The organism is Paenibacillus sp. sgz302148 (assembly GCF_056120465.1).
Genome location: NZ_JBVYOJ010000008.1, coordinates 245681 through 269914, shown reverse-complemented (window position 1 = coordinate 269914; position 24234 = coordinate 245681). Strand labels below are relative to the sequence as shown.

At 52.3% G+C, this 24234-nt stretch carries 20 protein-coding genes, 1 riboswitch and 1 other annotated feature; of the genes, 5 read left to right on the top strand and 15 right to left on the bottom strand.

Features of this window, described 5'->3' with window-relative positions:
- Positions 1-472: 472 nt before the first annotated feature.
- Both AC0LWM_RS14290 and AC0LWM_RS14285 read right to left on the bottom strand, forming a co-directional pair.
- Positions 473-5299, bottom strand: coding sequence for a beta-N-acetylglucosaminidase domain-containing protein (locus AC0LWM_RS14290; protein ID WP_474675621.1), 4827 nt, complete (start codon positions 5297-5299; stop codon positions 473-475).
- Between the two features lie 230 nt (positions 5300-5529).
- Positions 5530-6810: an adenylosuccinate synthase gene (locus tag AC0LWM_RS14285; protein ID WP_474675620.1), complete on the bottom strand. Its 1281-nt coding sequence runs from the start codon at positions 6808-6810 to the stop codon at positions 5530-5532.
- 108 nt (positions 6811-6918) lie between these two features.
- Between AC0LWM_RS14285 and AC0LWM_RS14280 the strand changes: the two genes are divergently transcribed.
- Positions 6919-7797 carry a LysR family transcriptional regulator gene (locus tag AC0LWM_RS14280; RefSeq protein WP_474675619.1) on the top strand — a complete coding sequence of 293 codons (879 nt, stop codon included), beginning with the start codon at positions 6919-6921 and terminating at the stop codon, positions 7795-7797.
- 552 nt (positions 7798-8349) lie between these two features.
- On the opposite strand, the gene metG is transcribed toward AC0LWM_RS14280, so the two are convergent.
- From metG to AC0LWM_RS14250, 6 genes are all read right to left on the bottom strand, one after another.
- Positions 8350-10074: a methionine--tRNA ligase gene (gene metG, locus AC0LWM_RS14275; RefSeq protein ID WP_474675618.1), complete on the bottom strand. Its 1725-nt coding sequence runs from the start codon at positions 10072-10074 to the stop codon at positions 8350-8352.
- A 43-nt stretch (positions 10075-10117) separates the two neighbouring features.
- Positions 10118-10380, bottom strand: a binding site (T-box leader).
- An 83-nt stretch (positions 10381-10463) separates the two neighbouring features.
- Positions 10464-11204: a phytanoyl-CoA dioxygenase family protein gene (locus AC0LWM_RS14270; RefSeq protein WP_474675617.1), complete on the bottom strand. Its 741-nt coding sequence runs from the start codon at positions 11202-11204 to the stop codon at positions 10464-10466.
- Positions 11205-11378: 174 nt separating this feature from the next.
- Positions 11379-12221, bottom strand: a complete 843-nt coding sequence (locus AC0LWM_RS14265) for a TIGR02452 family protein (RefSeq protein ID WP_474675616.1) — start codon at positions 12219-12221, stop codon at positions 11379-11381.
- Positions 12222-12226: 5 nt separating this feature from the next.
- The gene (locus tag AC0LWM_RS14260) at positions 12227-13249 is read right to left on the bottom strand and encodes an AAA family ATPase (protein WP_474675615.1); all 1023 of its coding nucleotides are present in this window, start codon (positions 13247-13249) and stop codon (positions 12227-12229) included.
- Positions 13225-13881 (bottom strand): nicotinamide riboside transporter PnuC, encoded by a 657-nt coding sequence (gene pnuC / locus AC0LWM_RS14255; protein WP_474675614.1) that lies wholly within the window; start codon positions 13879-13881, stop codon positions 13225-13227. Before pnuC ends, AC0LWM_RS14260 begins: the two co-directional genes overlap by 25 nt.
- A 64-nt stretch (positions 13882-13945) precedes the next feature.
- Complete coding sequence (locus AC0LWM_RS14250) at positions 13946-14716, bottom strand: NUDIX domain-containing protein (protein WP_474675613.1); 771 nt, start codon at positions 14714-14716, stop codon at positions 13946-13948.
- Between the two features lie 161 nt (positions 14717-14877).
- On the opposite strand from AC0LWM_RS14250, the gene AC0LWM_RS14245 reads away from it, so the two are divergent.
- Entirely contained in the window at positions 14878-15366 is a 489-nt protein-coding gene (locus AC0LWM_RS14245; RefSeq protein ID WP_474675612.1) for a MarR family winged helix-turn-helix transcriptional regulator, read from the top strand.
- Positions 15363-16208: a class I SAM-dependent methyltransferase gene (locus tag AC0LWM_RS14240; protein WP_474675611.1), complete on the top strand. Its 846-nt coding sequence runs from the start codon at positions 15363-15365 to the stop codon at positions 16206-16208. The genes AC0LWM_RS14245 and AC0LWM_RS14240 overlap by 4 nt, the downstream gene beginning before the upstream one ends.
- 938 nt (positions 16209-17146) lie before the next feature.
- On the opposite strand, the gene AC0LWM_RS14235 is transcribed toward AC0LWM_RS14240, so the two are convergent.
- The 3 genes from AC0LWM_RS14235 to ybaK form a co-directional block, all read right to left on the bottom strand.
- Positions 17147-17383, bottom strand: coding sequence for a hypothetical protein (locus tag AC0LWM_RS14235; protein WP_474675610.1), 237 nt, complete (start codon positions 17381-17383; stop codon positions 17147-17149).
- 114 nt (positions 17384-17497) lie between these two features.
- Entirely contained in the window at positions 17498-18853 is a 1356-nt protein-coding gene (locus tag AC0LWM_RS14230) for an aminotransferase-like domain-containing protein (protein ID WP_474675609.1), read from the bottom strand.
- Positions 18850-19326, bottom strand: coding sequence for a Cys-tRNA(Pro) deacylase (gene ybaK, locus AC0LWM_RS14225; RefSeq protein ID WP_474675608.1), 477 nt, complete (start codon positions 19324-19326; stop codon positions 18850-18852). The genes AC0LWM_RS14230 and ybaK overlap by 4 nt, the downstream gene beginning before the upstream one ends.
- Positions 19327-19530: 204 nt before the next feature.
- On the opposite strand from ybaK, the gene AC0LWM_RS14220 reads away from it, so the two are divergent.
- Together AC0LWM_RS14220 and AC0LWM_RS14215 are read left to right on the top strand one after the other, a co-directional pair.
- Positions 19531-20505, top strand: coding sequence for a DMT family transporter (locus AC0LWM_RS14220; protein WP_474675607.1), 975 nt, complete (start codon positions 19531-19533; stop codon positions 20503-20505).
- Between the two features lie 122 nt (positions 20506-20627).
- Positions 20628-21809: a MalY/PatB family protein gene (locus AC0LWM_RS14215; protein WP_474675606.1), complete on the top strand. Its 1182-nt coding sequence runs from the start codon at positions 20628-20630 to the stop codon at positions 21807-21809.
- 132 nt (positions 21810-21941) lie between these two features.
- On the opposite strand, the gene queE is transcribed toward AC0LWM_RS14215, so the two are convergent.
- From queE to AC0LWM_RS14195, 4 genes are all read right to left on the bottom strand, one after another.
- On the bottom strand, positions 21942-22670 hold the full coding sequence (gene queE / locus AC0LWM_RS14210) for a 7-carboxy-7-deazaguanine synthase QueE (protein ID WP_474675605.1): 729 nt from the start codon (positions 22668-22670) through the stop codon (positions 21942-21944).
- Entirely contained in the window at positions 22660-23106 is a 447-nt protein-coding gene (locus AC0LWM_RS14205) for a 6-pyruvoyl trahydropterin synthase family protein (RefSeq protein WP_474675604.1), read from the bottom strand. The genes queE and AC0LWM_RS14205 overlap by 11 nt, the downstream gene beginning before the upstream one ends.
- A complete protein-coding gene (queC, locus tag AC0LWM_RS14200) occupies positions 23103-23768 on the bottom strand; it encodes a 7-cyano-7-deazaguanine synthase QueC (RefSeq protein ID WP_474675603.1) in 666 nt (221 codons plus the stop codon). Before queC ends, AC0LWM_RS14205 begins: the two co-directional genes overlap by 4 nt.
- 105 nt (positions 23769-23873) lie before the next feature.
- Positions 23874-23917, bottom strand: a riboswitch (PreQ1 riboswitch).
- Between the two features lie 96 nt (positions 23918-24013).
- Positions 24014-24199, bottom strand: a complete 186-nt coding sequence (locus tag AC0LWM_RS14195; RefSeq protein ID WP_474675602.1) for a hypothetical protein — start codon at positions 24197-24199, stop codon at positions 24014-24016.
- Between the last annotated feature and the right edge of the window lie 35 nt (positions 24200-24234).

Sequence of the window (24234 nt, the reverse complement as noted above, 5' to 3'; positions counted from 1 at the left end):
TAATCGAACATAACAAACAAGCAATCATGGCAACACGAAAATGAACAAGAATTTGATGACTCCAGCGGAACATTTGCATCCCTCATTTCTTATATGGTTGTACGATAACGTCGACGTTTGAATCGATTATGGCATGGTTTATTTTCCAAAAATAGAGAGTAAAGTTTCAAAGTAGCCTAGTGATTAGGGATTATTTGTAGAGCACCCTAGCTATCTTCCCTAAGCCAAAACAGCTCCTCTCCAGCACATTTCCGCCGGTTACAGCACTTGCCGCCCTAACGAAGCATGAAGCCGGGAGCTCGCTTCTTCGAACCGATATGGGGGAAAAGCCGCTTAGTGGGACTAGCGAAGCTAAGGAAACGCAGGCATGCAAAAACACCAGGCCATTTTACAGTACCTGGTGTTCCGCCATGAATATATCGTTCCTACTTGCTTTCTTGCTTTCTTGCTTACTATTCGGATTGCTTTAACATCAACCGCCGTTCACATCATCTTGATGCTGCAGCAAAGCCAGAATCACTTTAACCGCCTCGGCGCGAGTCGCTTTGTCCGCAGGCGCGAAAGCACCGCCTCCTTTGCCTTGCACCCACCCGAGCTGCGACGCTTTGGCAACAAACGGTTTCGCCCAGCCGGCAATGCCGCCTTCATCCGTAAATGGCAAAGCTGCATCCGGATCGACGGTCTCTCCGCTCGCGCGAACGATCATCGCCGCCATTTCCTGGCGGGAAATCGGCTGGCCAGCGCGGAACGACTTGTCAGTGTAGCCGGTAATCCATCCTTCCTGCACGGCAGCGGCGACATAACTTCTGGCCCATGCGGGAATTTGCGTTGCATCGGAAAAAGATAGCTGCGCTTCCTCCGCATTCGACTTCAGTGCACGGCCCAGCATTGTCGCGAACTCGCCCCGGGTAACCGGAGCGTTCGGTTTAAAACTGCCGTCCTCGAAGCCTTGAACAAATCCAAGTTCAACAGCTTTACGCACCACATTATCGGCCCAATGCCCTGCCATATCGTTGAAGTCCACCGGTTGCGGCGCCTCCTCCGACAGCACCGCAAACATTCCCGCGGCTTCCGTTTGAGCTGTTACGCGTCCCTGATCGTATTGGCTTTGAAGCTTATCCCATTGCTGTGTCTGTTCGTCATAACGATACAAGGCCATTTTTTTGCCATGCGCCTTCTCTACATCTATTGTAAATTGCAGATTTATAGCTTTAGCCGGTTTCTGATTCCCATCCATCGTTACCTTAAATACAGAACTGATTAATAATTTCCCAAGCTTCAACAATGATTCGGGAGTCTCTATTTTGGATAAGCTCAATGCAACAGGCCGGGCAAAAGTTAACTCGGAAACCTGTACAATAAACTCCTCGCCAATCTTTAATACAGCCCCTTTCCCCGCTTCGATTGTCCGAGATGAAGGATCGTCCTCCTCCTTCGTCACCGTTAACGTAACGGAGGCGGAATACGTATCGTAATAAGCCGTCATGATAGCCCGCCCGGCTGCGTTTGCTTGAACGAGGCCTTGGCGGTCGACGGCGGCTACAAGCACATCGGAGCTTGTATAGATCACACGCGAAGATACGGTTGCTGCGGTGCCGTCGCTATATTTTGCACGAACGGTTAGCTGCTGCTTCTCCCCCGCCTTCATCGACGCATTTTTCGCGGTCAACTCGATGCCGGTCACTTGTACGGGTACGTTAGGGCTTCCTCCACCGACTGGATTGCCGCCTGGCGAAGTGTTATCCGCCTGATTGACGATGACTTGCGCAACGGCCTCCAAACCGTTATAGGACACTATGATGCTTGCCGTTCCGGTTGTTAATCCTCTAATGATCCCTTGACTGTCTACCGATGCAATATTCGGATGAGTTGATCTAAACTGCACCGATTCGTTAATCCGTACGATCTCTCCATTCGTGTATACTGCCTGAACGACGCTTTGATGGTATTGCCCGGTTTTCAGCTCGACCGACGGCGTTTGGAATTGGATTCGTTCCATCGTAGGTTCCTGTCCGTCATCCGCTATGACCTTCACTTGAATATGCTCTGCAAAAGCTCCATATGTAACGGTCACAATCGTGATTCCCGGGGTAACACCAAGCACTTCGCCGGCTGCATTCACGCTCGCAACGGCTGGATCGGACGATACGTAGACGGCGTCTTGGGTGACGGTTCGTCTATCCCCGTTTGCGTAAACCGCTTCGACGACGGTGGCGTGCGTTTGTTTGATTTTCAAAGTATACGCCTTGCTGTCCAACGCCAGATTCGTAACCGCTTCCCCGCCGGACTCCGGTACGACCGCAACTTTGGCGACCTTATACTGCCCTTGATATGCAACGATAATTTCGGATACGCCAAAGACCGTACCCGTTACCGTTCCTTGGGCAGTGACACCGGCGACCGTTGGATTCGTGGAGACGAAAGTTGCCTCCCCCGTTACATCCCTCGTCGTGCCGTCAGCATAGGAGGCCGATAATTTCAGCGGCTGCGACGCTCCTTTGGTCAAGCTGAGCGCCTCGCGATCCAGCACGAGCGTTGGAAACCCTTGGTCGGAAGCGTCCGACTTGCTGAACATGAGTTCGCCTACCATTAGCCATACAGGCTGATTTTCGGTGATGCGAATGCGTAGCGCTTTTGCCGTTATTTCCGGAAAAGAGACGATTTTATATCCTTCGCCATTCAAATCAAACAGTTTGTTCCATGCGGCCCCATCCGTTGTGTACTCTACGACGCCTTTTTTGACGTTGTACATATAATCCATTAACAAAGCAATGTGATTGATTGTATTCGGGTCGGTAAAATTGAGCCGGATTTCGTCGCCCGCCTTCGGCGATTGTCCGCTCCAAAAATACGTGTTTGGGTTATTGTCGACGATATTCGCCGGAACAAATTGATCGTAGCTCAAATTCGTCGTCACGTTCACGTCGCTTCGGGACAACCCGACATTGAAGTCGAACACTTTCACCCATTTGTCGTTTCGAGCCGCAGCCACGACGCGCACATATCGGGCGTTATAATTGTTTAAGGACATTTGAATTGCCGATTTGCCGTAAGAGCTTCCGACCTTGATCCATTTTACACCGTCCAGGGAAATCTCGATGTCCGCCGCATTCAAATAATCGCCTGCATCCATAACGACTTGCACGCCGTGGATCGTTTTGATTTCCTTCAGATCAATGCCGAAAAACTCGCCGACATCCATCCCGTGCACTTGGCCGTGAGCCCAATAAAAAGTAGCCGGATTGTTATCGACCATCCGATCGATGGAATAGTCCTGGTAAGTAACAAGAGAAGACAACGTCTCCCGCGGAAGTGGGGTCTCTCTTTCCCACAGCTTGTCGTTCTCGGCAATTGCTCTGTTAATAAAATCATATAGCGGCTGATTGTTTCTGACCTGCGGCATGTTGTTCGCAAGATCGTAATGCTTCATTAGATTCGTGCGGTGTTCGATGATGACACTTTGGCTGTAGTTGTTTTTTTGCGCTACCAGCATTAGAATCGCTTCGGACGCCACCTTCGTTTGCAAATCCAATTTCGCAAGATGTGTATTGATTTCCTGAACAAACTTCGGATTACCCATTTCATGCTGAACGGTATAAATCGCCTTCTGCAATTTTATAATTTCTGCATGCAACCGATCGGCCGCTTGATGAATGTCTTGCCCGGAATCATACTGCTGCCAGAATTGGTCGATGAGCGGTTTGATCGTTAACGATTCGTTGTTTGGCGTTACGGGCGTGCTGTAGTTATTCTCCGCAACCGTTTTTAAAGCTTCGTACAGCTCTCCGCCCATCCACTGCAGGCTTTGCTGCCAAGATTGCTCGTAATTATATTCATCTGGATTCCATGTATAGTCGCCATAGTTATAGATCGCCAGCTTGGAAAGCTCCGCATCTTCCGAAGGATTCGAGACAAAACCTGCGATACCGTGCTCATACAGCTTCCCATCTCTGCCTTGCAATGGCGCTAAATACAATTTATCTCGAGACGTGTCATTAACGGGAAAATTGTCCCAGAATAAGATGTCATGCTTGTAAAATGCTCTTGCTATATCTGCCTCGGTGGTTGTTACCGTATCGGCAAATACGCCTTTTCCCGTCCAGTGAACGAGAATATCGGCATCCAGCAGCTCCGCGAAACGGGAGATGTACGGCGTTTCCGTTAATCCAAAATAATCCGTCGGAACCGTGATCAGCCGCTTTGCGCCATTATGCGTCTTGATAAATTCCTGATTAAACTTGTTCAATACATAAGTTTGGGCAGCCGCCGACGGATTGATATCGTTTCCAAATTTATCCTTGTCGGCTTGACGGCGCAAATTCGGATCGATGTCATCCATATAAATGGCAAAGGAACGAACTCCCAGATCCCAAGCTGCCTGCGCTTTTTGAACGAGCAGCCCGAAATCTTCATTACTCGAAAACACCATGTCCCCGCCGGGCGAAATCGCAAACACGAAGTCCACACGATTTTGATTCGCCTTCTGGACCAGCTCGCGGAGCCGTTCGTAATCGGCCGCCGGGTAGGGTTCCCGCCATTTTTCCCGATGGTATGCATCGTCTTTTGGAGCGTAAATATACGTATTTAATTTGCGTGTTCCATAAAAATCCAAGAGGCTCATCCGGTCTTGGTGCGACCAAGGCTTCCCGTAAAACCCTTCTACCACGCCGCGATAGGCCATTGTCGGCCAGTCCGTAATCTGTACGCTTGGAAAAGCGTAGCCGCTATCGCTTCGCACCGTTAATTGCTTAAAGCTTTGGAGCGCATAAAAGGTACCTTTCGGCGTTTGTCCCGCGAGTACGATTTTGTTTTGGCCGACAACACCGTCATAACCGGATGCAAGCACATAACCTTCATCGTTAAGCATGTTCGGCCACTCGCTACCCAGCAATTGCAATTGGGCTTCGGAAGCCGCGTTTTCGGACGGGCCCCCGACGTATATCAGTACAGGCGATTGCGGTTCGGGTTCTTGATCATCCATTCCTACTGCAATGTTCGTTACGCCGATGCTCTGCAAATGCACTTTCAGCGAATCGACCGTATCTTGTTCGGTACCCGCTCCGGTAATTAGAGCCACGTCCGCGCCGATCACAAAACCGTTACCCGTGACCTGCAAGGTTTGCGGCTTCGGCGTTATGGGAGGAACTTCAACCATATTCGACGCAAGCTCGCCACTTGATGAATCGGCGTAAACCGGATGGGCGGCAGTTATACCGATGGACGAGATGATAATGGATACAATGAGTGCTGCGGTGAAAGACCGTCTGATCCATTTACGGACATTGTAAAGCGTTTTCATAAACAAATAACCTCCATTCAATATTTTTACTTGCCCTGAAAATTGGACTCTATTGGGTTAAGTTTCTATATGCATCACTCCCTTGGATATAACAAAAAAGGGCACAAGTAAAAAAGCGTTGCTTTTTCACTCATGCCCTTTCGGTTACACGTTATATTTTTCCTTTAATATAACATTATCACGTATACATTTCAATATTATCCAATTTTTAAATACGGCGATATTCCGCCTCAACGCTCAAACCATTGTTCACGGCGGGGTCCAACCGAAACGGTCGCCACGCGAACACCGGTTGACGCTTCCACGAATTCGACGTAACGCCGCGCCGCTTCGGGCAAATCTCCGAATGAACGAATGCCGGAGATGTCGCATTTCCATCCTTGCAGCCGGTGCCAGACCGGCTTCGCGGCATCCAGTTTCGCCGTTACGGGGAAGCGGTCTGGCACGCAGCCGTCCCCCAAATCGTAGCCGACGCATACAGGAATTTCGTCCAAGTAGCCTAATACGTCTAAGTTCGTCAACGCAACTTCCGTCGCACCTTGCAGCCTGCAGCCGTACCGGGTCGCAACAACGTCGAACCATCCTACGCGGCGCGGACGGCCCGTCAAAGCCCCGTACTCACCGGCGTCGCCCCCGCGGCTGCGCAGTTCGTCCGCTTCGTCCCCTTGCAGCTCCGTAACAAAAGGGCCTGCTCCGACGCAGCTCGAGTAGGCTTTGACGACAGCCATGATGCGAGTTATCGCATAAGGAGGCAGCCCCGCCCCAACCGGCGCGAAACCGGCCAGCGTCGACGACGACGTCGAAAACGGATAGATGCCATGATCGGGATCGCGAAGCGCTCCCAGCTGGCCTTCCAGCAAAATGGCGTCTCCTTGGGCATAAGCATCGTGCAGCACTGCCGTCGTATCGCCGACGAACGGCCGAAGCTTCTCGCCTTGCTCCAGAAGCGGCGGCAGTAATTCGTCAACTTGAACGGGATTGCTTTCATATAGATGCTGAAGCAGGATGTTCTTGGCCGCCAGCGATTGCTCCAGGCGTCCCCGCAGCCGTTCACCGTCATACAGGTCGGCGACCTGAATACCTAGCTTAGCATATTTGTCGGCATAAAACGGCGCGATTCCCCGCTTCGTCGATCCAAAGCCCCGTGCCCCAAGCCGTGCTTCCTCCAACTCGTCGAACAACCGGTGTACCGGCAATACGATCTGCGCCCGATCCGATACGAGCAGCTTCGGCGCAGGTACACCCCTAGCGATAAGCGTATCCAGCTCTTTCAGCAGCATATCGACGTCAAGCGCCGTCCCCGGGCCGATCACGTTCGTCACATGAGGGTAAAAAACCCCCGAAGGCAGCATATGCAAAGCAAATTTGCCGTAATCGTTAATTATCGTATGCCCCGCGTTGCTTCCGCCTTGATACCGCACGACATAAGCAGACTCCGACGCCAACACGTCCGTCATTTTCCCTTTCCCTTCGTCTCCCCAATTGGCGCCAACGATCGCCGTAACTGTCATTTTTTTCGCCTCCGTACTTGTATTCGCCTTACATCGATTATTATAATGTCGTTAACTACATTAGAATAATTGATATTACTAATACGAGACATAAGACAGGGTGATGACATGGACATTAGCGCAGAATGGTATCGCGTCTTCTACATGACGGCACGAACCGGCTCTTTGACAAAAGCCGCGGAGCAGCTTCACATTACGCAGCCCGCCGTTAGCCAAACGATCCGGCAGCTCGAAACGAAGCTGGGCGGACAGCTTTTTTTCCGGACGGCCAAAGGCGTCAGCCTGACGACGGAAGGCGAAGTTTTGTATCGTTATATCGAACAAGCATTCAGCTTTATGGAAACCGGCGAGAAAAAAATCGTCGAAATGCACAGCCTGCTCGCAGGGGAAATCAACATTGGCGCAAGCGATACGTTGTGCAAGCATTATTTGCTCCCTTATCTGGAGCAGTTTCATCGCCAATACCCGGACATCCGGATCCGCGTCACGAACCGGACGACGCCGGAAACGATCGTGCTGCTGAAAGAAGGCCGAATCGACTTCGGCATCGTCAACCTGCCCGCGGAAGACCGCAAAGTCGAGTTCCGCCAAAGCTCGTCGCAGCAAGATTGCCTTGTCGGCGGGCAAGCTTATGCTGCGCTTGCGGCAAAAGCGTTGCCGCTCGAAGAGCTGAGCCGCTATCCGCTGCTCTTGCTCGAGCAAGGAAGCAATACGCGGCGTTACCTCGACGAATACGCATTATCCCATGGCGTGCAGCTGACGCCGGAATTCGAGCTGGGCAGCATGGATTTGCTCGCCCAGTTCGCACGAAGCGGGTTCGGGCTCGCCTTTGCCGTCCGCAACTTCGTCGCCGAAGAGCTCGCGGCCGGGCAGCTGCTCGAAATCCCGCTTGCGCCTCACGTCCCAGAGCGTCATATCGGCATCGCCACGTTGCGGGACGTCCCGTTGTCGGCGGCGTCCAAAAAGTTCCTTGAACTGCTGCCCTGATCGGATGAAGGGCGGCATGCAAGGAGCGACGGTTCCGGCGCAATCGCCTAGCGGCATAGTGGTATAGTGGCGCGATATAGTGGTCCGGTAGTCGCAACTGCCTCCGCGGATCCCGACTACTGTAGGAACAGGAATAACTGTAAATCCTACAGTTAATTTCTGCCCTCTTGCCCGTTTTTGAACCATTAGGTGCAAACCTGCAGCTATTTTTGACAATCCCCCTGATTTTCGGATTTTGACCGAAAAATACATGCAGTTTCGCAGTTATTTTTCCCCCCCTCCGGGAGTCCGTAAAATAACTGCATTTTCCTAGTTATTTCTCCACACCACCCGGCACTCTCGCATACTAGCACCATCTTCATCACCTCTCCCCCTTCCCAACACTTTCGCTGAACGGTACTCCAGTATTCTCTACGCCGGTCATTCTCATAGCTGCAACATCAGTCATGTTACTTTCCACCACACCGCCCAACACGCTCGCATTTTCTCCTTTACCTCACTACATCGTTAATCCTTTCCGTACTTTGCCGGCATTCCTTTCTTCGTACCGGTTCACTGCTGGCCCTGCGCAAGCAGCCGCGTCTCCTCCTCGATCCGCTCAACGTCGATGCGCTGAAACAAGAGTTCCAGCTCCTGCACCGGGCGATGGCACGGTACCGATACGAGCTTCCAAGCCGGCTGCTCCAAGGCAAGAAACTTCCTGATGCGTTCGCAGGCAAAGGGCAGGAACGGTGCCAGCAGATTCGCCAAATTGGCGATGATCTGCACGTAAGTAAACAGCGTTTCACCGCATGCCGCGCGATCTTGCTTGACCTGCACCCAAGGCTTGCGTTCGTCAAAGTATTTATTCGCGCTGCGAATCGCGGCAAATATCGTTTCGAGCGCTTCCTTCAAATCGCCCTTTTCGATCATCTCTCCCGCCTCGGCGTACAGGCTCGCAAGCAGCCTCTCCCACTCCGCATCCCCGCTTCCTTCCGGAACCCGGCCGTCAAACGATTTGTTAATAAAAGCGAGCGTCCGATTGACGAAGTTGCCGAACGCGCCTAGAAGCTCGCCGTTATGGCTATGAATGAACTCCCTCCAGGAGAAGTCGGTATCCCGTTTCTCCGGGCCGTTCGCAATCAGGAAATAGCGAATCGAGTCCGGCTCGTACCGGCTCAGTAAATACGGCACCCAGACCGCCCAATTCCGGCTGGTCGAAAACTTTTTCCCTTCGAGCGTCATATACTCGCAAGACACGATCCGATCGGGCAAATGCAAGCCCCCCGCGCCTAGTAGCAGTGCTGGCCAAATTAGAGTATGAAACGGTACGTTGTCCTTACCATGCACGTAATACGCAGTGATCCGCCCTAGTCTTTGCTCCTGCTCCTGCCCTTGCCCCCGCACCAGCCCTTGCCCTTGTCCCTGCTCCTGCTCCTGCCCTTGCCCTTCATCCCGACCGTCCAGCCAAAAATCCTCCCAGCGGCCACCGTTCTCTTCCGCCCATTGCTGGCTTGCGGACAAATACCCCGCCACTGCTTCGATCCACACATATATTTTCTTCTCCTCGAAGCCTTCGACGGGCACGTCGACGCCCCAGCTCAAATCTCGCGTGACGGCGCGATCTTGTAACCCTTCCTCCAAGTACCGCTTCGTCAAATGCACGGCATTCTCCCGCCAGCCCTGCGCCTTGTCCTCATACGACGACAGCTCCTCCTGAAACTTGGACAAAGCCAGGTAAAAATGCTCGGTCGGGCGCTCGACCGGCGGATTGCCGCAGAGCTTGCACGTTTTGTCGGCTAGATCGGCCGGATCCAGCAGCGTCGAGCAATAGTCGCATTGGTCGCCGCGCGCCCTCTTGCCGCAGACGGGGCATGTTCCTTCCACGTACCGGTCGGGCAAAAAACGCTGATCCGTTTCGCAATACGTCTGCAAGATCGTTTTCTTATACAAGAAGCCGTTGTCCAGCAGCTTCAAAAACAATTGCCGTACGACCCGATGGTGAACGGGCTGGTCGGTTCGGGTGTACAGATCGTAGCTAAAGCCGAGCCTCTCGAAGCAATCGACGAATTCGCGATGAAACCGGTCAGCGATATCTCCGGGGGCAACACCCTCTTGCGCAGCCTGAACGGCAACCGGCGTACCGTGGCAGTCGCTGCCCGATACGTACAACACCCGGTTTCCTTTCGCGCGAAAATAACGCGCCAGAACGTCCCCGGGCAGCAGGCTGGCTACCCGCCCCAAGTGCAAAGAACCGTTCGCATACGGCCAAGCGCCGCCGATAAAAATGTTGTCCATACACATTTTCCTCCTTTTTTTGGACGCAAAAAAGCTCTCATCCACAAGGGACGAGAGCCTATACTCACGCGGTACCACCCAATTTTCATGAACATCTCGCGATGCTCGCCTCTTCAGGTACGCCGCTAGCGCGGTTATACCCTAGCACGTTAACGGGTGCGGGAACCGGCGCAGCCTACAACCGGATGAGGTTTCGGTGCGCAGCTCGGAGACCATGTTCGGGCAGGTATTCTTCGCTCCTTTTCACCAACCGGAGCTCTCTGGAGAAGACATCGCCGCCGTACTCTTTCTCTTCATTGCTATTATCTGAATATTCTAGTTATTGGGATTATACGGAACCCTGCAATTGATGTCAAGACGGTCTATTTCGCCAAACGCCGAGTCCGCCATCAATACAGCGGGTACTTCACCCGCAAGTCTTCGCGGAACGTGATGTTCGCGTCCTCGCGGATGTAATGGCAGACGTATGATCTTCGCCAACGGTTCGCGCTCCGGTTTTTGTTCGAGGAATGGATGAGCAGCTCGTGGAAAAACAAAATATCGCCCTTTTCCATGATCACGGGAATTTGCTTGCTTAGATCCGTGCCTTCCGTTTCATCGGTCCACGACTCATGCTCCTCCAGATTTTTGACGGCGCCATGCGGCAGAAGGCCGAGCTTATGCGTGCCCGGAATGACCCATAAACAGCCGTTCTCCTCGTCAACCTTGTCCTCCATCGCAATCCAGGCCGCGATCATCGTCATCGGATCGTTTTTAATATAATAATAATCCTGGTGCGAAGCTTGGCCCGGCGAACCCGGCTCCTTGTAGAAATACATGCTTTGCACGCAAACCGCCTCTTTGCCCATCAGCTGGGCCAAGCCGCCGCGGATCGCCGGAAGCTTCATCACCTGACGGGAAAAGCTGTCGTGCTTGTGCGGGTTAAATAACCGAAGCGAATACTTCTTGCTCTCCTCGCATGCCGCCCATTCCGGCATCGGATGCTGATTTCGCACATCATAGATGTGTCCGTTAAAGGCATCGATCAAATCGCCGCTGCATCCTCCAGGCAAAATGACATATCCGTTTTCTTCATAAAACCGAACCTGATCTTCCGTTAAAGGCTTTAACAATTCAGTTGCCGTCTTCACCCGCGTGCATCTCCTTTTGCCATATCGAATAATTATCTATACGACAACGATACATCCGGAACCTGCATCGAACAATGGCTGGCATTATCAGGTTTGTGTCTAAAATTGATTGCACCGCATTGTTAACAGCTTATCCGACGGTTCATCCAGCTTGCAGCGCAGGAGAATGCCATTTTATCTCCTTCGTAAAACCGACTCGAAAGCATGAAAGGTCTCCTGCCGAACGGATTGATCATAAACGGCAAATACGATTCGCTTGAATACATTGTTGAATTTCCCGTACATCAAAGCTTGAAAATCCTCCGCTACATCGACCGGCCCATTGCGAAACACTCCGCATCCGTAAGCCCCTAATACAACCGTTTCATATCCGTGACGCCACGCAACTGACAAAATGTTATCCATCCGGTTCCTCATGACGGATCGAATCAAACCGACGTTCTCCGGTTCCCTCTCTCTGACAACGCCTGCGTTCACGGCCGGTGCCGTAATAAAAGAAACCGGATACGAAACGTCAAGAAGCTCGTCGCGATCGTCACGGAATACCGGCACATCGGGAGAATAGATCAAATAATCCGAGTAAAGGCACGTCTTTAAGCCTCGATTATGTTCATACATCTCCTTCATCTGCGCGATGCAGGGGTATAAACCGCTCGCCCTGGCCAGGCTTTCTTCTTGCGCTTGACTCCCGTTCAGGAACCCGCCGCCTGGATTTTTGGCGGAAGCGAAGTTCAAGCAAACGGTTTTGCCGTCCCCTGCATCAATGCATCGCCTGGCAGCGTGCAGCGTCGTTTCGTTCGTCACTTCGATTATGGTTTCCTCAGGATGACGGACGGCTGCCAAAGCCTCTCGCCGCAAGGACTCGACCATGCCCGGCGTGTACAACATCGACTGTTCAATCGACGCTGTCAGCGTATTTTTGAGATCAATCGTTTGACCTGCCCGATTCGCATAAAAACTTTTTTCCAAAATTTCAACCGTTTCTTTCGCAATCCTGACTCTTTGTTCCCGATTCATCTTCACTACCTCCTAATGAACAGCTCTCCCAAGCTGCGATACTTCTCATATTGCGCCAAAACGGCCATCACGGTGCCGATGCGTTCTTCCAGATTGCCATGCAACGAGATAAACGGAATCTTCCGCGAGATTAAGTCCGCCTTGAACTTCTTCTGAAAAATGTGCCGGTGTACGTCGCCCGATCGGTCCCACGTATAGTCATACGGTATATCGTCGCCGCATAGAAATACGAGATCGTAGCGGCTGGCGGCCTGATCCGCCAACTCGACGAGCCGAGGCAGCGCCTCGCCGTGATAATCCAAGGCGAACATGTACGTTGTGATGGCATTCGTGTCGACAAAAAGATAACCGTTCGCATCGCAAACAAGCTTATCCTCTCGCTCGACATGGCCTTCCGCAATCTCGACGAGCTGCTCCGGCGTCAATCGCCGTTCCGACTGGTGCTTCTCCCAATATTCCCGGCCGTATTCCGGCATCCATGCCGTATCGAAATTTGCGGCTAGCGCCGCGGCGAGCGTTGTTTTGCCGGTGGACGGCGCGCCGAGCAAGACGACGGTCGTCACGAGACCCCGATACACCAAGGGATGCACGAACGCTTTGTTCGCGTAAGGGTTCTGCCGAACCGCCGTGCCGGAGACGGGAAACGTCTCCCGATCCGGGTCAACCTGACGATTCACCGCGCCAAGCGCCTCGCTCATATGCTCGCCGTAAAATTCGCTGGAATAAAAATGCGTGATCTTCCTGCCTTTCAACAGACCGAGAATATAATCCTCCTGCTTTCGCTTGATTTCCGGCGTATCGCCCATTTCGGTCGGACCGTCCCAAGCCTCGATCACTTCCACGTCCGGATACAGCGACTTAATCCAACCTGAGCGTACAGAAAGCGGCACGTTCGTCGTTTCGGGACAATCGTAGATGATGACGATTGTTTCGTCGGTTTCCTTAATCGCCGTTTCAATCATAAATTGATGGCCTCGGTGCAGCGGCGCGAATTTGCCTAATGTCAAACCGATCTTTTTGTCGCCCATGTCGTTTCACTCCGTTCGAATTGTCGTTTCCAACCCAGCAGGCCGGCAATGGCGATGCCGAGAAAAATCATATACAAGAAGGCCAGCGCGCCCAGTCCTTTGTAGGCGTACATCCCGATCGACAGCACGTCGACGGCGATCCAGCCGTACCAGCTCTCCAGCACCTTGCTCGACAGCAGGTACTGCGCAATGATGCTTAACGTCGCAATAAAAGCATCCACGTACGGGATCGAAGCATCCGTAAATCGTTCCAGCACGTATCCCCAGCCGCTGGTCGCGGCCACAAGCACGATCGCCAGCGTAACCGCAAGCCGAAGCGAAATTCGTCTCGTCGGACGAACTTTGCCGCCGCCGCGTTTCGTCAGCCAAATGATCCAGCCGTACACACTCAAGAAGAAAAAGAACACCTGCAGCGTCATATCCGCGTAAAGCTTCACTTCATAGAACATGTAAAAGAAACATGCTACGTTGACTAAGCCGATCGGCCAGCTCCAAATATTTTCCCGCGCCGTAAGCCATACGCTTAACATCCCCGTTGTCGTTGCGACAATTTCAAGCGGCGTCGAAGACGTGTAATAAGCGACGGCCAGCATCGCGATCATTAGAATCGGCATCGTGTACCATTTGTTCATCGGAATCTCCTCCTGAATTTCAAATCGATAATATCATTACGACAATATCAATGTTTAAAAAAATTTAGCTATACAAAGACAACGTAGGCACTTCCCCGCTGAACCGATACAGCTGCGCGGCCCGCTGCGAATATTCGTTTGATTTTAACGGATTTCCTTGAGTGTCGATGACTTCCTCCAGCAAACCGCTGCGGCTTTGCGTCGACTTCAATTTGCGGATGAAGTTCGCCTCCTCGAATTCCGGCACGACGGTCTGGATGACCTGGTACAGCTCGCTCAGCGTGAACGTTTCCGGCAGAAATTCTTTGGCGATCGGGGTGACGAGCATTTTCTCCTTGATCCTCGCAAGCGCATCTTGAATGATTTGCTTATGGTCAAAAGCAAGCTCCAGCTCGTTTAATGCCTCCTCCACCGTAAACAATCCGACGTCGGCCGCATCGTCCGATGCCCGGCGATCCTTGAGAAACCGTTCATTCACGAGTGCCAGGTAGGCGTTCGAAATAATCCAGCCACGAGGGTCCCGACCCGGAGCGGAATATACGTTAAAATGCTCGATATGAACGCCGTCAACGCCCGTTTCTTCTTGCAGCTCCCGCCTTGCCGTTTCGTGCATCGATTCGGTATCCCTTGAAAATCCGCCCGGCAGCGCCCACATGCCCGCGAAGGGCCACACTTTACGCTGGATCAGCAGCACCTTAAGCTCCCGCTTCGGCAGCGCTTTGGTTCCTTTCTTTTGCGCTTCCGACGTAATCGTGAAAATAACGATATCCGCTGGCGCGCCGTCCGGCGTCCGGTAGTTTGCGGCGGAATACGTTTTGCTTTCATCCGTCGTCATGGTAGGCACCCCCTTTTGATTCGTTTTGATATTATCATTATGACATTATAAAAATATTTGTCAAGTGAAACGATGAAATAATTTATCATCTCCTGTACTTTTATTTGCTTGCACGAAGCAAATAAATTTCGTATACTCATTTCCATAAGGAGGAAACCGTAATGACGATAGAACGAGACGACTTGCAGAAGCTGGCCCACGGGACGCTGCTTCTCATCCAGGAGTTCAAGAAAGCGCAAGACATGCGGTCCGATCTGGACCGGATCACGTTCGAAATTTTGATGCAGCTCAAAATTCGCGGTCAGTTGCGACCTTCGGATATCGCCGAGGAGCTTCAGTTCAATCCTTCCTCCGTAACGCGGCGGATTCAAACACTCGAGGCAGCCGGTCAAGTCGCCGTGACGACCGATCCTGCCGATCAGCGCTCCAGCCTGATCCGGATAACGCCGGACGGCGAAGACCAGCTCACCATTTTTCTTGAGCGAAGTATTGAAGGACTTGCGGGGATCTTAAAGGATTGGAGCGGAGAAGATGTGCAGGGCCTCGCGTCGATGCTGCTGCGGTACGGGGAAACGATGAAACAATGGAGACAATCTCGGACGCAGGCGGTACAAGCCGAAAAAACCAAACGAGGGAGAATACCCAAATGACCGAAAAACCAAGCGATGCCGCAACGTTTAGCAGGCAGCAATACGCCACCGCCGATAAATTCAAGGCGCGAATCTACCTCCACGCAAACTTCAGCACGAACAAATATCCATGGCCGCTATGGGTGTTCGACCAAATCCATGCGGGAGATCATGCCAACGTTCTGGAGCTGGGCTGCGGCAACGGACTCTTGTGGATGGCGAATGCGGGCAGAATCCCCGCCCACTGGAACATCACCCTTTCCGATTATTCCGAAGGCATGCTGGATGCAACCCGGAAGAGCTTGGAGCAAGTCTCCCATGACTTCACATACGAAGCGATCGACGCCCACAGCATTCATTACCCGGATCATACATTCGATACCGTCATCGCCAACCATATGCTCTACCATTTGTCCGACCGGCCTAAAGGTTTGTCGGAGATAGCCCGCATTCTGAAGCCGGGGGGCTCGTTCTACGCAACAACCATCGGATCGAATAACATGCTGGAGATGAAGCAGCTGATGAGGCAATTCGACCCCGATACGAAATACGACCGCGTGCTCGGGTCCATCGAAGCCAACTTCTCCCTTGATAACGGGCAGGCGCAGTTGGAACGTTATTTCGACTCCGTTGAGGTACGTTACTACGAAGACGGATTAATTGTCACGGAAGCCGACGCCATCGTGAATTATGTCTTATCCTGCAACGGACTCCAAGAGGACGAGATCGTTCTTGCCCCGGAACGCGCGGAGGAATTCAAAAGCTTCGTCGAGGCTGTTATGAAAGAAACCGGCAGCATTCGGATCACGAAGGAATCCGGGATATTTGTCGGCAGGAGTATTTTGGATAAATATTCCTCATAGAAAAACCAACCTTTTAAAAACCATCCCTTTTGTCGATATCCCTTTCACTCAGGTCCCTCCTTCCAATTCGCATGACGAGGGAACGCGGGATTTGAAGACGAAGCACCTTCCTGGCAGCATGCAGCAATCTCCGCTTGATGCCGTCCTTATGTCGATATCCCGTTGGCTCAGGAAGAAAAAGCTTGGATGAAACCATCGAACTGTTTTGACTTCATCGAATCACGCTGCCATGTCTTTAACAATGATTGAATCCTAAATGAATGCGAGCCTTGAAAACGGGACCTTTCTAACTTAGCGAACGGTCACAAAAATCCCACTATTTCCTGAACTAGCGGGATATCGGCAAAAGCTCAACTGGCTCCTGAACTAGCGGGATATCGACAAAAGCTCAACTTGCTCCTGAGCAAGCGGGATATCGACAAAAGCTCTAACTCGCTCCTGAGCAAGCAGGATATCGACAAAAGCTCAAACTCACTCCTGAGCAAGCGGTATATCGACAAAAGCTCAAACTCACTCCTGAGCAAGCGGGATATCGACAAAAGCTCAAGCTCCTGAGCAAGCGGGATATCGACAAAAGCTCTAACTCGCTCCTGAGCAAGCGGGATATCGACAAAAGCTTTTAACTCGCTCCTCAGCAAGCGGGATACCGACAAAAGCTCTAACTCGTACCTGAGCAAACAGGATATCGACAAAAGCTCTAACTCGTACCTGAGCAAGCGGGATATCGACAAAAGCTCTAACTCGTCCCTGAGCAAGTGGGATATCGACATAGCTCAGCCTGCTCCTGAGCAAGCGGGATACCGACAAAAGCTCAAACTCGCTCCTGAACTAGCGGCCCGCCCCCTAGCCGCCGTTGAAAATTTTGCCGACATCGGTCATGTCTTTCTCTTCCTGCAGCTTCCCAACCACGGACCAGCCGTATACTTTGCCTGATCGGGTCAACGCACAGCCGTCATGCCCGTCGCTTGCAATCGAAACGATATCTTGATTGGCGTGCTAGACGCCCTGATCGAAGTTTGCCCCCACATCGAACCGTCGTCCATCAGGAACGTTTCTTTGTCGAGAACCGAAACGATCTTGGACTTGCCTCCCACCGCAGTCTCCGCAGAAGACGCGTAGGCCGCCAACACATGGACCATCATAGCCAAAACGAGCCCAAACACTAGCTTTTTCATCCCTGTAACTCTCTCCCATCTAGCAACATATATGTGGACAATATTGGAATGATATCACGGCAAAAGAACAAAATCGACAAAAAAAGAGACTTACGGCCTATGTGCCATAAGTCCCTATTTCGTGTATCCGTAGTCGAGCTTGTTTCCTCTAATTTCCTCTACAATGGCGTTCACCCCGATGGCGATTTGCTCCGGCGTCGTCCTGGAGATGCTGATTCGCAGAAACTTTTCCCGGTCCAAATAATCGGACAAATAGAAGCGACCGCCATGTACCATAATAATTCCCCTTCGTGCCAGCCTGGCTACCAGTTGGTCCAAATTTGCGGTCCGCGGAACTTTAACATGCATATGAACGCCGGATGCCCCCTGAGGGACCTCCAGCAAACCGTCGTTGTTATAATCCGATATGGCCTCGTAAAAAGCGCGAATTCGCTGGGCATATATGTCTCTGATCCGGTGCTTATGGCGATCGTACATGCCGTTCTTGATGTAAATCTCCAGCGCCGCTTGGGACAGTAATGAAGTATCGACGTATGATTTGTGGCGATGGAACGGCTGTATCAGTTGATCGGGCAACACTGCGGCGCCTAAACGCAAGCCGGGGAACACGATTTTGGAAAAGCTTTTTAAATAAACGACATGCGAAGTCCGGTCATAAGCGTGAATCGGCTCGAATCCGCGTTCCTCCCCAAGATCGGCCATATAATCGTCTTCCACGACGTAAACGTCGTATTTGCCGGCCAGCTTCGCAATCGCTTTGCGCGTCTCTTCCGAGTACGAAGTTCCCAGTGGATTATGGTAACGCGACATCGTGTAAAAAAATTTGATCCCATCATGCTTGAATCGATATTCCAGCTCCTGCAAATCGATCCCTGCCGCCGTTCTGGAAAGGCCGGCTACCGGGACGCCTTCCTCTTCCAAAAATCGCAAATATAGATCATAGGTCGGCTGTTCGACGAGGATCGTTTGCTTGCCGTTCGGAAACGGCATTTTGGCCAAAATCGTTAAAGCCTGCTGGACGCTGGATGTTATGATGATTTGATCAACCTTTGCAAAAACCTGGTCATTCGCGAGGTGAGACACAAGGGTATGCCGCAGCGATTCGAGCCCCAGCGCGTCACCGTATGTGAACAGCTCGTATTTGTATATATCGATCGCCTTGTTCAAGCAATGCTGGAAATCAATATAAGGAAAAGCGTGCAAATCCGGCGACGCCGATGTGAAGTCAATCTTCGCATGCTCCTGGTCCAGCGGCCGCTCCGGTTTCCCCACAACGTAGTATCCGCTTTGCGGGATGGAATAAATGAGATGGCGCCGTTCCAATTCCGAATAAGCGCGGGATATCGTGCTGACGCTGCATCCGTACGACGCTGCGGCGGAGCGGACCGAAGGCAGCTTCTGCCCGGGGCGGTAGGCCCCCTCGTTCATCCGGCGCTCCATGTCCGTCAGGATCAGGTCGTATTTTCTCATGGCTTAGGCATGCCGAGGTCGGCTGTTTTCGCTTGCGTGACGGCGATCAGATCGGTGCCGCTTAATACGATTTCCAGCCCCCATTTGCCTCCGCTAATGCCCACTTCGTCCAATTCAAGCGCCGTCAGGTGGATGAAAGTCGGAAACTTCTTCTTCATCCCAAGCGGTGATACGCCTCCGCGAACATAACCCGTCAACGCCAAGATTTCGCTTACCGGAACCATCGCTACGCTCTTGTTGCCGCTAACGGCGGCGGCGCTTTTCAGGTTCAGCTCCAGATCGCCGGGCAGGCATACGACGAGTGGACCTGTGCGATCGCCCTTGAGGACCAATGTCTTGAACACCGACGCTGCGGGCAAACCGAGCTTATCCGCGGCGGTTGCGGCATTAAAATTGTCTTCATCGATTTCATATTGCATGAGCCGGTAGGCCACGCGGGCGGCATCCAGCATGCGGGCGGCATTTGTTTTCATAGCGTTCTCCTGATTCGTTAAGTGGTAGTTTTATTATATACCATAAAAGGGCACTTTCGTTGCGTGCTTCTCTCAACTGTATCGATACAGTACTCGATTTTCGTTATTGTTAGCAGTTCCGTACTGCCTTACATTGATCCTAATGGAGAACGTCGTTCGCCGGCACAACTCCCGAAATTTGCTTTAAGGAAAGGATGTTGTCTTATGAGTACCAACACCAACAACGGACTAAAGCTTGCTTATTTGCTTGCCGTACTGAATGCCGTCATTATCGGCTTTTCGTTTCTGTTCGCGAAGACGGCGCTGGAGCACGGCTCGCCGCTCGACACCTTGACCTTTCGCTTCGCCGCATCGTTTCTGGTCATGTCGATTCCCGTAGCATTCGGCTGGGTGAAGCTCCGCTATCGCGGCAAGCCGCTGCATAAACTGATGCTGCTGTCGCTGACGTATCCGCTCGCTTTCTTCACGCTGCAGGCGTTCGGACTGCAGCACGCCTCCTCTGCCGAAGGCGGCATTCTGTATGCATTTACGCCTGTCGTCACGATGCTGTTCGCCGCGTTATTTTTGAAGGAAACGACCACACTTTTGCAGAAGCTATCGATTTTCCTTTCGGTGTTCGGCGTGGTGTTTATTTTCGTCATGAAAGGGGGACGCCTGGACCTGTCGAATATGCTCGGCATTTCGCTGCTGTTCTTGACCTGCGTCGCTTTCGCAAGCTACGGCGTGCTTGCCCGCTCGCTGTCGAAGCAGTTCAGTCCGCCTGAAATCAGCTATTTCATGCTCGGTCTCGGATTTGTCACTTTTCTGGTCGTATCTCTTGCCGAACACGCATCGTTGAATACAATGGACCGTTTCTTCGTCCCGCTCGCAAGCGGCACTTTTCTTGTTGCGATTCTGTTCCTAGGCATCGCGTCGTCTCTCGTCACCGCATTGACGAGCAACTATATACTGTCCAAGATGGAAGCTTCGAAAATGAGCGTATTCTCCAACCTGTCGACCATTGTTTCCATGCTGGCGGGGGCTTTGTTCCTCGGCGAAAGCATTACGGGTTATCATGTCGTCGGCTCTGTGCTGATTATTGCGGGCGTCGTGGGGGCGAATAAGCTCGGAGGCAGCAAATCCGGCGTAAAGCCTAAGCCGATAATCAAGGAGCGCGCGGTTCGCGGTCAAGAAAATTGAGCGGCTGTCGCTGGATGAAAATGCGTTCCCCCAAGCAGTAGACCTGCCCTCCGCTCTGAGGTAAACTAGGAGATGAAAGTCGCGACTAGCTGACGTAAATTGAGGACGGAGGAATGGATCATATGAGCACGAAACGTTATGATTTTGACCGCTCGATCGACAGGCGCAATACGCGCTCGTATAAATGGGACCAGTCGGAGAAGCTGTTCGGGGAGAAGGACATTCTTCCGCTATGGGTTGCCGACATGGATTTCGAAAGCCCGCCCGCCGTTCGCGAAGCGATTATGAAACGGGCCTCGCAAAGCACGTACGGGTATACGATCCGGACGGAAGATTTCGTGGATGCGATCGTCAAGTGGTTTCGGAAACGCCACAACTGGGTGATCGATCCGAATTGGCTGTCCGATACGCCGGGCATCGTGCCTGCGTTAAGCTTGGCCGTTGAGCAATTCAGCGAGCCGGGGAGCAAAGTCATCTTGCAATCGCCTGTATATTACCCATTCTACGATGTCATTAAGTTGAACGGGCGCGAGGTGGCCAAAAGCCCGCTTATCGAACGCAACGGGCGATTCGAGATGGACTATGACAACCTGGAAGAATGGATGCGCGGCGGAGCGAAGCTGATGCTGCTGTGCAGCCCGCACAACCCGGGCGGACGCGTATGGGAGAAAGAAGAGCTGCTTCGCCTCGGCGAGCTGTGCCGCAAATACGACGTCATCGTCGTATCCGACGAAATTCACTGCGACCTTGCGCTGCCGGGTCATACGCACTATCCGTTCGCGTCGTTGTCGGAAGACCATGCGAACCGGACGCTTACTTGCCTCGCACCGACGAAAACGTTCAACCTTCCGGGCCTGCAAGCATCCTATGTCGTAACGCCGAATCCGGAGCTGAAACGCAAGCTCGACTCCCGGATCAAAGCGCTCAGCCTGCATATGATGCACTATTTCTTCCCGGATGCCGTAATCGCCGCCTACAACGAAAGCGAAGGCTGGCTGGACGAACTGCTCGTTTATATTCAAGGCAACGTCGACTACGCCATCTCGTATTTGGCGGAGCATTTGCCGGAAGTGAAGCCGATGCGGCCGGAAGGCACATACCTGTTATGGGTTGACTGCCGCGGACTCGGCAAAGACGTGAAAGGCTTGAAGGAGCTCATGTTCCAGCAAGCAAAAGTCGCGTTCAGCGAAGGGTCGGTATTCGGCAGCGAAGGCTACCTGCGAATCAATTTGGCTTGTCCGCGGGCAATCGTGGAGGAAGCGCTGGAACGTTTCTGCCGCGCCGCGCGCGAGAGCTTGAAGTGAAGAAAGGCCTCATTGCAAAACGTAAGCTGCAATCGCATTAATATAAAAAGCTTCAGGCTGCCGAAAATATTTCGACTGACCTGAAGCTTCTTTATGTTAGCGTCGTATGGACTTCCTAGTTCTATCTCCCGGTCATACGCAGCGTTTGTTCCCCCAAACCCACGTATGAAGCTGCGGCAGTACCCTGACCTGCTTCAATTGCTCGGATGCCATGACCTTTGCGATCAGCCATTCGTAACGCGTGATAAGGCGGTTCCGCAGCACATCGCAGTCCGCTTCCGCGACATCGTCGTTACCCGCCTGCAGATACATAGGTACCTTAGGATAACGGAGATGCACATTTACCGCGTATTCTAAATCTCCCTCGTCAAAAACAACGACCTTCAAGCTGAAGTTCCGCTTCTGGTTCAAGAGCCGATCCACGATATCGTCAAGCTTCTGCCAATCGGTCTCCATCGTAGAGCTTGGAGGCTTCGGCGAAAGCGTTAAGTCGTCGATGTCCAAAAACCAATCCTGCCACCGGCTTCCTTGCGTTTCCAGCGCAACGCCGATCCCCTGCTCATGCAGTACATCGACCAAGTCCCCGACCTGCTTGAGTAAAGCGGGATTGCCCCCGGAAATCGTAACATGGCCGAAAGCCGCTCCTCCCAAGCGGCGCAGTTCATTCACAACCTCATCTGCCGTCATCCACTGGATTTCATGCTTCGCCGATCCGTCCCAAGTAAAGCTGGAGTCGCACCAAGTGCAGGCATAATCACAGCCGGCCGTGCGGACGAACATCGTTTTTTGCCCGATCACCATGCCTTCTCCCTGGATGGTGGGACCAAATATTTCGAGAACGGGAATGCGGTTATTCTCCATGCCGATCCCCCGCTTTCGGACGGTATACGACATAGCTGGTTGGCGTTTCCCTCAAAAAAACTTGCAGGCAAACAGGCCGATTGGCCGTATCGTCCAAGTGGCGCTGAATGAGGTCGGCCATTGTTCTCGCGACGATCTCGGTTGTCGGAAATCGGCGGGAATCCCCGTCGTCGAAGCAGGCGATATCGTCATTCAAAAGCGTATGATCAAAACGGTCGTGAATCAGCTGCTTGATCGTCGCAAAATTAACGAGGAACCCCGACGCATCCAGTTCATTTCCGGCAATGGTGATATTGGCGAAATACGTATGTCCATGCATCTGACGGCATTTGCCGGCATCTTCGCTTGGGATATAATGAGCCGCCGCGAAGTGAATGTCCTTGTTCAATTCATACTTGAAAGAATGCTGGATCGAAGGATAAATTTGTTGAATCATCGCTTGTCCACCTCGCCTCGCGTTGCCAGATACTCGTCCAAGCCTTTGCGGCGAAGCCGGCAAGCAGGACATTCCCCGCAGCCGTCGGCAATGCTTCCGTTGTAGCAGGTGACGGTTTTATGGCGCACAAATTCGAAAGCGCCAAGACGATCCGCCAGCGCCCAGGTTTCCGATTTATCGATCCACATTAACGGAGTTTCAATAACGAAAGGGTAATCCATCGATAAATTCAACGTCACGTTCAGCGATTTGATGAACACGTCCCGGCAGTCCGGATAACCGCTAAAATCCGTTTCGCATACGCCCGTGACGATATGCCGGGCCCCGATCTGCTTCGCCAAGACGGCAGCGAATGACAAGAACAGCAAATTCCGGCCGTCGACGAAGGTAGTAGGAAGCTTTCCCGGCTCCTCCTCAATCGCGATATCATCCCGCGTAAGCGCGTTGGGAGCCAACTGATTCAATAAGGACATGTCCAGCACATGATGTCTGATCCCTAATTCCTTGGCAATGCTTGCGGCGCATTCCAACTCGATCTTGTGGCGCTGTCCGTAATTAAACGTAATGGCTTCGACTTCTTGGAATCGTTCCCGCGCCCAGAACAGGCAGGTCGTGCTGTCTTGACCGCCGCTGAATACGACGATCGCTTTGTTTTGTTTCATCGTCAATCTCCTCTTTTTCTCATCGTTGAACTTGAGAAGAAGAGATTCTTGGAACGTGCTATAAAGAAACCCTAAAGGAAGAAAACGATACCTTGCGCGATATCGTTTTCCTTAGTTTTTTATAGAGGGAGTTCGCGAACCTCTCCCGAAAACGGCAAGCGGGAGGCTCGCCGGTTCCGGATTTCTTCTTTAGTTATCCGTACTATAGCATAGAAACCCGGGGATGTGAAAGATGCATAATCTGGTTATTCCGCCTCGGGATACTCCGCCTTGAGCTGCTCGATCGAATCGAACTTCGGCGTTTCGAACAAAAACTTGGCCGGCGCTTTATCCGTCCGATTTTTGACGATATGGCCGTATACCTTGCCTTGCTTCTCGAATACAAACATCGTTTTGCCGGGTTCTTCCCGCAATGGATATTGAATGGGCATCCGCAGCACCTCCGACTTATTGGATTCTACAAGGC